At 61.1% G+C, this 9,917-nt stretch carries 8 protein-coding genes; 5 read left to right on the forward strand and 3 right to left on the reverse strand.

Features of this window, described 5'->3' with window-relative positions:
- Together HA43_RS06850 and HA43_RS06855 are read left to right on the forward strand one after the other, a co-directional pair.
- Entirely contained in the window at positions 1 to 1,200 is a 1,200-nt protein-coding gene (locus HA43_RS06850; RefSeq protein ID WP_094111283.1) for an MFS transporter, read from the forward strand.
- Positions 1,201 to 1,359: 159 nt separating this feature from the next.
- Positions 1,360 to 1,845 carry an RrF2 family transcriptional regulator gene (locus tag HA43_RS06855; RefSeq protein ID WP_039384233.1) on the forward strand — a complete coding sequence of 162 codons (486 nt, stop codon included), beginning with the start codon at positions 1,360 to 1,362 and terminating at the stop codon, positions 1,843 to 1,845.
- An 82-nt stretch (positions 1,846 to 1,927) separates the two neighbouring features.
- On the opposite strand, the gene HA43_RS06860 is transcribed toward HA43_RS06855, so the two are convergent.
- Together HA43_RS06860 and HA43_RS06865 are read right to left on the reverse strand one after the other, a co-directional pair.
- On the reverse strand, positions 1,928 to 5,080 hold the full coding sequence (locus HA43_RS06860; protein WP_094111279.1) for an efflux RND transporter permease subunit: 3,153 nt from the start codon (positions 5,078 to 5,080) through the stop codon (positions 1,928 to 1,930).
- Between the two features lie 15 nt (positions 5,081 to 5,095).
- Positions 5,096 to 6,247 (reverse strand): efflux RND transporter periplasmic adaptor subunit, encoded by a 1,152-nt coding sequence (locus HA43_RS06865; protein WP_094111280.1) that lies wholly within the window; start codon positions 6,245 to 6,247, stop codon positions 5,096 to 5,098.
- Between the two features lie 288 nt (positions 6,248 to 6,535).
- Between HA43_RS06865 and HA43_RS06870 the strand changes: the two genes are divergently transcribed.
- The 3 genes from HA43_RS06870 to HA43_RS06880 all read left to right on the forward strand — a co-directional run bounded on the left by HA43_RS06870 (position 6,536) and on the right by HA43_RS06880 (position 7,704).
- On the forward strand, positions 6,536 to 6,883 hold the full coding sequence (locus HA43_RS06870) for a helix-turn-helix domain-containing protein (RefSeq protein ID WP_039384236.1): 348 nt from the start codon (positions 6,536 to 6,538) through the stop codon (positions 6,881 to 6,883).
- 87 nt (positions 6,884 to 6,970) lie between these two features.
- Positions 6,971 to 7,432 carry a ribonuclease domain-containing protein gene (locus HA43_RS06875; protein ID WP_094111281.1) on the forward strand — a complete coding sequence of 154 codons (462 nt, stop codon included), beginning with the start codon at positions 6,971 to 6,973 and terminating at the stop codon, positions 7,430 to 7,432.
- Between the two features lie 2 nt (positions 7,433 to 7,434).
- On the forward strand, positions 7,435 to 7,704 hold the full coding sequence (locus tag HA43_RS06880) for a barstar family protein (protein ID WP_039384240.1): 270 nt from the start codon (positions 7,435 to 7,437) through the stop codon (positions 7,702 to 7,704).
- Here HA43_RS06880 and HA43_RS06885 read toward each other — a convergent pair.
- The coding region (locus HA43_RS06885) for a virulence factor SrfC family protein (RefSeq protein ID WP_094111282.1) at positions 7,705 to 9,917 on the reverse strand (2,213 nt) is incomplete at its 5' end.

The following is a 9,917-nucleotide window of genomic DNA, read 5'->3' on the forward strand; positions in this document are numbered from 1 at the left end:
GTGCACTATCATTCAAAACCCGCGATACCCGCCATTATTACGCTGGGTGCGGTTCAGATCCTTTCCTGGGGCGGGTCGTTCTACCTGATGGCGGTGATGGCCGCTCCGATTATCGCTGAAACCGGCTGGTCTCAGCAGTGGGTTTATGGGGCGCTGTCGCTTGGTATTCTGGTCTCCGGCTTGCTGGCGCCACTCAGCGGCCGACTGATTGCCCGTGGTTACGGGCCGCTGATACTGGCAGGCGGCGGTGTGATAATGGCGTCAGGGCTGGTGGTTATGGGATTGAGCTACCAGCCTGGCTGGTTTTTTGCCGCCTGGCTGCTGATTGGCACAGGAATGGCCATGAGCCTTTATGATGCGCTGTTTGCAACGCTCGGCACGCTCTATGGCGGACAGGCGCGCAGCGCTATCACCGGCGTGACGCTGATTTCGGGCTTATGCACCACGCTGGTCTGGCCGGGAACGGCATGGCTGATTGCGCTCGCCGGCTGGCGTGATGCCTGTTTCATCATTGCTGCGCTGCTTACTCTGCTGGTTTTTCCCGCCTACCGCTATGCGCTGCCGGCGCCGGTCACGCAAACCGGGAGCAGGGGAGGCCCGACCGGCGCGGCCTCTGACACGTTGCAGAGCGCGCTCTCGCCGCGACTTTTCTGGCTGCTGTGCGCCATTTTTACCCTCGCTTCGGTTATTATGACCGCCATCTCGGTTCAGCTTATTACGCTGCTTCAGTCCGGGGGCTATTCGCTGAGCGCAGCGCTGGCGCTGAGTGCCGTTCTCGGTCCCTGTCAGATCGGATCGCGGCTTCTGGATGTAATGTTTAAACGTAGTCATCCCATATGGACCGCGCTGTTCTCTGTGGGACTGGTGGCAGCAGGGCTGCTGCTGCTGGCGCTGTTTCCGGCAATGGCGCTGATCGCTATGGTGCTCTATGGCGCAGGAAACGGTTTGCGGGCCATCGTGCGCGGTACGCTGCCGCTGGCCGTTGTCAGACCGGAACAGTATGCCGTTATCACCGGTCGTATGGCGCGCCCGGCGCTGATCGGACAGGCGCTGACGCCGCTGGCGGGGGGCTGGCTGGCGGCGCATGCCGGCGCTGACGTGACCCTCTGGGTACTGTGCGGGCTGGCGGGTATAAACGTTGTGCTGGTGGCGCTGCTTAAGCAGCAGTTACCGGCGCAGGCGTCGTCCGTGCAAAACTAAGCAGCTTGTGCGCTAACCGGGCCGCAGATGGGGAATCCGTGCCCTGTGCGGTTGGGGTTGCTTCTAAAAAGCAACAGTGTTTGTTATATTTATTGCTCATTGTTCACTCATTGACGCGCTATAAAAACAAAAAGATAAGCCGCAACTCAGGATATTGAAATGTTAGATTATCGCTTCCCGACAGCTCTGCAGATGGTTTTAAGCGTCGCGATGGCGGAGCAACTGGGAAAACGCTCGACCAGCGCTATTCTGGCGTATGGTCTGGAGGCGAATCCCAGCTTTATTCGTAAACTGATGGTTCCGCTGACGCGCGACGGCATTATTGTTTCGACGCTGGGTCGTACCGGCTCCATTCACCTGGGCCGGCCCGCAGCAGAGATCACGCTACGCGATATCTATACGTCAGTCATTGAAGATAAAAAACTGTGGGCGTCGCGGCCGGATGTTGCACCGCGCTGCCTGGTCAGCGCCAACCTCTGCTGGTATTTCAAATCGATTGCTCAGGAGGCGGAGGAAGCATCGCTGAAAGTGCTGGAGACGCGCACCGTGGCGGATGCGCTGAACGAACTGAAAAGCAACGATACCAGCAATTGCGAACCGCTGCCGGACGCTGAACCCGCCGGACTCTGCCAGAAAACCCGTTGATACCGGCGCTGCATGCGCGTCCGACGGTCAAGAGGATATAAAAAAGCCCGGCTTCAGCCGGGCTTTTCCATTTGTACCGCTTTTAAAGTGACGTTGCGCTTTTCGCACGCGTGCGGCGCGTTACCAGCTTGCGCAGCGTGACGTAGAACACTGGCGTCAGGAACAGGCCAAACAGGGTCACGCCAAGCATCCCGGCAAACACGGTTATACCGGTCACACCGCGCACTTCCGCGCCAGCCCCTTCACCCAGAATCAGCGGAACCGTACCGGCGATAAAGGCAATCGAGGTCATCACAATCGGCCGCAGGCGCAGACGACACGCCTCCAGCGCGGCAGCGGTCACGCTTTTACCCTGCATCTCCAGCTCACGGGCAAACTCCACGATCAGAATGGCGTTTTTGCACGCCAGCCCCATCAGCACCACCAGCCCGACCTGGACAAACACGTTATTATCACCGCCGGTCAGCCAGACGCCCGCCAGCGCGGAAAGCATGGTGACCGGGACAATCAGGATCACCGCCAGCGGCAGCGTCCAGCTCTCATAGAGCGCTGCCAGCACCAGAAACGCCAGCAGGACCGCAACCGGGAAAACGATCAGTGCGCTGTTGCCCTGGGTCGCCTGCTGATAGCTCAGGTCAGTCCATTCGATATTCATACCGTTGGGCAGCATCTGCTCTGACATCATCTCCAGCTGCGTCATCGCCTGCGCGGAAGAGAGCACGCGCGGATCGGCATCGCCAATCAGATCCGCAGCGGGATAGCCGTTATAGCGGATCACCGGATCGGGGCCGTAGGTGGTGGCGACATGCACCATGCTGCCGACCGGCACCATTTCGCCCCGGTCATTACGGGTACGCAACGAAGTAATATCCTCAACGCTGTCACGGAAATCGCCGTCCGCCTGCGCCATCACGCGCCAGGTACGGCCAAACTTATTAAAATCGTTCACGTAGGCGGAGCCGAGATAGACCTGCAGCGTGGTAAAGAGATCGGGTAACGCCACGCCCTGTGCACGGGCTTTGTCGCGATCGACCTGCACATCCAGCTGCGGGACATTGGCCTGATAGGAGGAGATCGGAAACATCATGCCCGGCGTCTGCATCACGGCACCGGAGAGGGTGTTAATCGCCTCCTGCAGTGCGCCGTAGCCGAGGCCACCGCGATCCTGCACATAAAGCGAATACCCCGATCCCTGGCCCAGACCCAGAATCGGCGGTGGCATAATTGAGAAGCCAAAACCCTGCTGAATCTTAGCAATTTTTGCATTCAGCTCCGCGTTGATCTCTGCCGCGCTGCGCGTTCGTTCGCTGAACGGTTTCAGGCCAAAAAACACCGTGCCGGCGTTAGGCGTATTGGTAAACTGCAGCGCGTTCAGGCCGGGAAACGCAACCGCATAGGCGACGCCGTCAGTGTGCATGCCAATCTCGCTCATCTCGCGGATCACCGCATCGGTGCGCGCCAGCGAAGCGCCTTCCGGCATTTTTACGCCGCCAATCAGATAGAGCTTATCCTGCGTGGGAATAAAACCGCCCGGCACGCTGTGAAACAGCAGGCCTGCGCCGGCAAGCAGCAGCAGATAAACCGCAAACACCGCGCCGCGCCGGCGCAGCGTGGTGCCTGCCAGGGATTCATAGCCCGTTGCACTGCGCTGGAAAAAGCGGTTGAACGGGCGAAACAGCCAGCCAAGCAGGCGGTCAATCAGCCGGCCAGGCAGATCTTTAGGCGCGTCATGGGCTTTCAGCAGCTTAGCCGCCAGCGCCGGCGAGAGCGTCAGCGAGTTAATGGCGGAGATCACCGTCGAAATAGCGATGGTCACGGCAAACTGCTTATAGAACTGCCCGGTCACGCCGGAGAGAAACGCCATCGGCACAAACACCGCGCAGAGCACCAGCGCAATGGCGATAATCGGACCGGACACCTCACGCATCGCCTGGTGCGCGGCGGCCACCGGCGTCAGACCCTGTTCGATATTGCGCTCAACGTTCTCAACCACCACGATGGCGTCATCCACCACGATGCCGATAGCCAGTACCAGCCCGAAGAGGCTGAGCGTATTGAGTGAGAAACCCAGCAGCCAGAGCACGCTAAAGGTGCCAACCACGGAAACCGGTACCGCCAGCAGCGGAATAATCGACGCGCGCCAGGTCTGGAGAAACAGGATCACAACCAGGACAACCAGCGCAATGGCTTCAAACAGCGTCTGCACCACGGCGTGAATAGAGTCGCGGACAAACACCGTGGGATCGTAAGGTGCAGCCCACTGCACATCCTCCGGGAAGCGCGTGGCCAGCTCGTTCATTTTGGCCCGCACCGCGTCGGAGAGATCGATAGCGTTCGCGCCCGGTGCCTGGAAAATACCGATGCCGACCGCATCCTTGTTATTCAGCTGAGAGCGCAGGGCGTAGCTGCCGGAGCCCATCTCAATGCGCGCCACGTCGCGCAGCCGTACCAGAGAGCCGTCAGCCGTGCTTTTCAGGATAATGTCACCAAACTGCTCTTCGCTCTCCAGCAGACCCTGGGTATTGATAGAGAGCAGGAAATCGCTGGCTTTGCGGGTCGGTTCCGCGCCAAGCTGTCCGGCGGAGACCTGCACGTTCTGTTCGCGCATGGCGGTCATCACCTCTGCGGCCGTCATGCCGCGCGCGGCGACTTTGTTGGGATCGAGCCAGACGCGCATCGCATACTCACCCGCGCCGAAAATCTGAATCTGGCCGACGCCGGGGAGGCGTGCCAGCTCATCTTTCACCTTCAGGGTGGCGTAGTTGCGCAGGTAGAGCGAATCATACTTGCCGTGCGGGGAGAAAAGATGCACAACCAGCGTCAGCGTGGGCGACATTTTCTGGGTGGTCAGCCCCAGCTGGCGTACCGCTTCCGGCAGACGCGCCTCAGCCTGCGCCACGCGGTTCTGCACCTGTACCTGCGCCCGATCGGGATCGGTGCCGGGGCGGAAGGTCACGGTAGTGACCAGTACGCCATCGGAGCCAGCCACCGACTTCATGTACATCATATTTTCAACGCCGTTGATCGCCTCTTCCAGCGGGGTCGCCACAGAATCCGCGATCGCTTTTGGGTTAGCGCCAGGATATTCGGCGCGTACCTGCACGCTGGGCGGCACCACATCCGGATATTCGCTGATTGGCAGCAGCGGGATCGCAATTAACCCGGTGGCAAAAATCAGTATCGACAGCACCGCCGCAAAAATGGGACGGTCGATAAAAAAACGAGAGAAATCCATAGAGTAGGGTCTCGGTTAAGGAGCGGGGCGCATCGCGACTGAGTGAGCCTGTACCGGCATGCCGGGCATAAAGACTTTTTGCAGACCGTTTACGATCACGCGATCGCCTGGCTGCAGACCCTGCTGAACAATACGCAGTCCGCCAGAGAGATCGCCAGGCTGGATATCGCGCCGCTGCGCTTTGCCTGCGGCATCAACAATGTAGACATAGCGGCGGTCCTGATCGGTGAGAATCGCCTTGTCATCAATCAGCAGCGCGGTGAAATCGGCACGACCCGGCAGCCGGACGCGGGCAAACAGCCCCGGCGTCAGTTCGCGCTGCGGGTTATCGAGCAGCGCGCGCATGCGAATGGTGCCGGTACTGGCAGTAAGCTGGTTATCCAGAAAATCCACCGTGCCGCGATGCGGATAGCCGTGTTCGCCGGTCAGGGAAACCTGCAGCGGCAGGGCGCCGCGCTGTTCGCCCTGGCGCGCCAGCTGCTGATAGTGCAGAAATGTCGCCTCATCGACATCAAACCAGACATACATCCGATCCTGGGAAACCAGCGTGGTCAGTACGCTGGCGCTGTCGCCTGCGGTGACCAGATTGCCGGCGGTGATTAGCGCGCGGCTGGCGCGGCCATCAATCGGGGCGGTCACGCGGGTAAAACTCAGGTTGAGGCGGGCCATATCAACCGCCGCCTGCGCCGCCTGCACGCTCGCCTGCGCCTGCTGCGTGGCCGAACGACGCTGCTGCCAGATCTCGCGGGATACCACCTGGCTGTTGATCAGCTTATCGGTACGATCCGATTCACTGCGCGCCAGCGCCGCCTGCGTGCGCGCACCGGCGAGCTGCGCCTCAGCCTGCGCCAGTGCGGCACGGTAGCTGCGGTCATCAATGGTGAACAGCACCTGACCTTTTTGAACCTCATCGCCTTCGCGATAGTTTACCCGGTCGATATAGCCGGAAACGCGCGGGCGCAGCTGAACGCTCTCGACCGCCTCGATCCGGCCATTGAAGTTATCCCATTCGCTGACCTGCTGCCGGATCACCTGTGCCGCACTCACCTCCGGCGGCGGCGGAGCATTTTGCGCCACGCCGCGATCGCAACCCGCCAGCAAACCTGCCAGCAGTGCCGCGCCTGCCAGGCCAATAGCCTGACGAACCCTGTCTTTTTTTCCGGACATTATTGTTATTCCACGTTGATGAAGCACGAAAGACGACGTAAAAATATGCAACTTTAACGATTGCATTAATCGGGAGGAGTGTAGGTCGCGGCGAAGTGCATCTGCAAGAATATCTGATACACTTTATGTGCGGTCTGACGGGCGCTCAGCGCAGAGAGAAAAACCCTGCTTTATGTGCGGCATTTAATGTAATAATAAAACTTGCATTAAGTGCGATAGTCAGTCACCCTTAAAGTGTAACTGCAACTGATACTGATACTGTTCGTAACGGCGACGGGAGAGAATGGGATGATGAGCGACGCGTTTATGCACGATCTGATTGACTGGATCGATAACAATATCGAAGCACGGCTGGATCTTGATACCGTGGCTGACCGGGCGGGCTACTCCAAATGGCACCTGCAGCGTATGTTCAAAGAGCACACCGGTTATCCGCTGGGCGAATATATCCGGGCGAAAAAGCTGAAAAAATCAGCGGACCGGCTCACCACGACCAACGAGCCTATTCTGAACGTAGCGATTTCGCTGGGCTTTGATTCACAGCAGTCGTTTAACCGCAGCTTTAAGCGCCAGTATGGCGTAGCGCCCGGCGCATGGCGTCGTCACGCTTCACATGCACCCGGTGCCATGCAGTAAGTTCTCCGCCAGGGCCAGCCACGCTGGCCCGCGTCAATTTCCCGCCTGAATCTGCTATGCTGACCTCCTTTTTTCAGGGGTGTCGCGATGTCAATATTACGCTGGATCGGCCTGCTGGCGATCGTCATTGTTTGCTGGACCGCGCTGCGGCCACACTTCAGCGCTCCGCCTGCCGATCCCACGGCTGGCCACGCCACAACTTCTTCTTCTGCCACCATTGATGCGCTGACGCAGGCTGAACGCGTTGCGGACTGGCTGGTGCAGCATCAGCGTCTGCCCGATTTTTACCTGACCAAAGCGGCCGCGCGCCGTCAGGGCTGGGAGCCGGATAAAGGCAATCTGTGCGAGGTTCTGCCAGAACGCGCCATCGGCGGTGACCGCTTCAGCAATCGCGAACAGCAGCTGCCGCGTCAGGCGGGACGGCAGTGGTATGAGGCGGACGTCAATTATCGCTGCGGGCGCCGCGGCGCTGACCGTCTGATCTACTCCTCCGACGGGCTGATCTACCTCACCCGCGATCACTATCGCAGTTTCAGAAAGGTGCACTGAGCGTGCTGACTATAGATATCGACTTCGCCACGCTGCGCGACCGCGCGGCGTTTTATCAGGCGCTGAATGCGCAGAGCGGTGCGCCTGCTGCTGTCGGCGCAAATCTGGACGCGCTGTGGGACTGGCTGACCGGCGGCATGGCGCTGCCGGCAACGATCTGCCTGATACATGCAGAGCAGGCCGCGCAGCAGGCGGAGTTTGCGCCGGTACTGGCGCTGCTTGAGGAGGCGGCGCAGCTGCTGGAGGGCGAGCTGCGCCTGGTCTGGCGCTGATCAGGCGTGCAGTGGCAGCAGCAGCACCGACAGCGTCTGCCGCGCGCCGGCGGGCAGATCGCTGCCGCCCGTATAACCATTATTCTCCACAATCAGCTGGTTGAGTCCGACCAGCCAGTCATAGATGTAGAACGCCGTATGATTAGCGGGCGCAGCCGTCAGGCGCGTCAGGCGCTGGCCTGACGAGAAGCTGACGCTCGGCGCGGGCGGACGGGAAAAAATCGTCTGGCTCCGGTTTACGCGACTTTCAGGGCGCTCGCTCTCCGGACGCTGTAAAAAACCGAGCCAGGCGACAAAATCACCCAGCACCGTCATGGCGCGCGAAACCTGACGATCGGTGCGTGCTTCATGCGTGCTGCTGTCCGGCTCATTCAGCGCACTCTGCAGCCTTGCCAGCAGCTTAAGACGAAAACTGGCCGCAATCAGCTCCTCGGTCAGCAGCTCCATGGTGGGCTTGTCGACGTTCAGCAGCGTCAGCAGGCTGCGGTTCTCAGGCAGCTGGCGCAGATGCGCCAGCCACAGCGTCAGAACCTGCTGCGGAAACTGCTGCTCGCTGCGGACGCTCGTATGCTGCGGCTCGCCGGCGGGAGCGGGCGCGTCGCTGAACAGATCGAACTCAAAGCCGATACCAAAATAGCTTTGCTCCGCAGCGGGCTTGCCGCTGTGCGCCGTTACCGCGCCGCTGCTCTGACTCAGCCAGAGCTGGCGCACGGCATCACGCGACGGCTGCAGCCGCTCCAGCAGCTCACCGTGCAGGCCGGTGCGGTGCTGCAGACATTTCAGCAGCGTATCGGCGATGGTCTGTTTACGCAGCGCCTGCTCGGGCGAGGCGCTCGCTTCTGTCCACGGCTGCAGCCGGGCCGCGACTTTCTGCTGCAGCGCGCCCGTCAGCAGCGCCAGACGGTCGCGACGCGCCTCGGGCTGCATCTCTTCCTGCAGCCAGCTGCTCATGCGATCGACGCCTGCGCGATCCTGCGCCAGCATTGAGCCCCAGCTCTGACCCGGCTGGCCAATCTGACGCTGCACCGCCTCGTCGACATTGATCTGCTGCGCCTGATAGCGCGCATCGTAAGGGGTTATCGCCCAGATCAGACGCGGTTTTTCGCTGCCGCTGCTTACGCTCTGCTGCATCTGCCACTCGCGCAGCGCGCTGGCGGCGGGATCGGCGTCGTGGCGCTGGCTGGCGGCGGTGCAGATCAGCATCAGGTCAATGCCCTGACGCGTGGCGTAAAAACCGGGCAGCAGGGCGCGCTTCTGCTCCAGCAGCTGCGCACGCAGCGGATCGCGCAGACGCAATTGTGCCTGCTCCTCCTGCAGCTGGCGATCGGGAAGCGTGCCGGGGGCAGGCAGATCCAGCATGTCCGCCTCATCATAGAGCGCCTGACGCGGCGTGGAGCTGAGCGGTATGGTCAGCTCCAGCGTCAGCAGCGCCAGCTCGCCGAGCGCGACCCGCTGTGGCTTACCGCTGCGGTTGGCTACCACCGGACAGACCTCAATCATCTCCTGCAGATCGGCGTCGTGACCGATCAGCTTTTCGGCCGGCAGCTGCGCATCATCCACCAGCAGCGAGAGCGGCGCCAGCACGCGCGGCGCGTGGCGCAGCTGCTGAAGCAGGTGCAGCAGCGGACGCAGCGTGTCGCTCAGAGCGGGCTGACCAGGCCAGAGCAGGGCATAAAGCTGTACGCGATCGTCAACGCTCAGCCAGGGGGCCAGCTCGGCGGCCTGGGGCCAGAAATGGCGATCCAGCGCTTCCGCGTGACGATGATGACGGCGGCTCCATCCCCACAGGGTAATGAGCGCGTCGCTCTCTGCGCCGGGCTGTAGCTCGCTCTGGCGGTGACGCTGCAGGCGCTGCAGCGTGGTCTCAATGGTGCGGATATCCGCGCCGTCACGCTCAATGCGGGCGCTGGCGAGCAGCAATCGGATCAGCTCCGCTTCATTAAGCAGGGTCAGCTCAACCGGCCACGTGCCGGAGGTCGCTTCACGCTGGTGACTAAAGCGCGTGGCCGCAGCGAAATCGAGATTACCGGGATTGATATGCTGAAAATAGTTGAGCACTTTGTCGCTGAATCGGGTCATCAGCTGACCCTGCGCATCGCCCACCATCTCACTCAGCAGCCAGGCTTTACCCGCCTGCGACTGACCAAACAGCGCCAGCGTAACCGGACGCGCCAGCTGCAGCGCCAGCGCCTGGCTCTCAGCGCGCGCGCGGC

This window comes from Pantoea eucrina (assembly GCF_002095385.1).
GTDB lineage: Bacteria > Pseudomonadota > Gammaproteobacteria > Enterobacterales > Enterobacteriaceae > Pantoea > Pantoea eucrina.

Excerpts from the sequence above, each read along its gene's own strand:
- HA43_RS06860 (WP_094111279.1), bottom strand. The coding sequence starts at position 5,080 with ATGGATTTCTCTCGTTTTTTTATCGACCGTCCCATTTTTGCGGCGGTG.
- HA43_RS06870 (WP_039384236.1), top strand. The coding sequence starts at position 6,536 with ATGATGAGCGACGCGTTTATGCACGATCTGATTGACTGGATCGATAAC.
- HA43_RS06875 (WP_094111281.1), top strand. The coding sequence starts at position 6,971 with ATGTCAATATTACGCTGGATCGGCCTGCTGGCGATCGTCATTGTTTGC.
- HA43_RS06855 (WP_039384233.1), top strand. The coding sequence starts at position 1,360 with ATGTTAGATTATCGCTTCCCGACAGCTCTGCAGATGGTTTTAAGCGTC.
- HA43_RS06865 (WP_094111280.1), bottom strand. The coding sequence starts at position 6,247 with ATGTCCGGAAAAAAAGACAGGGTTCGTCAGGCTATTGGCCTGGCAGGC.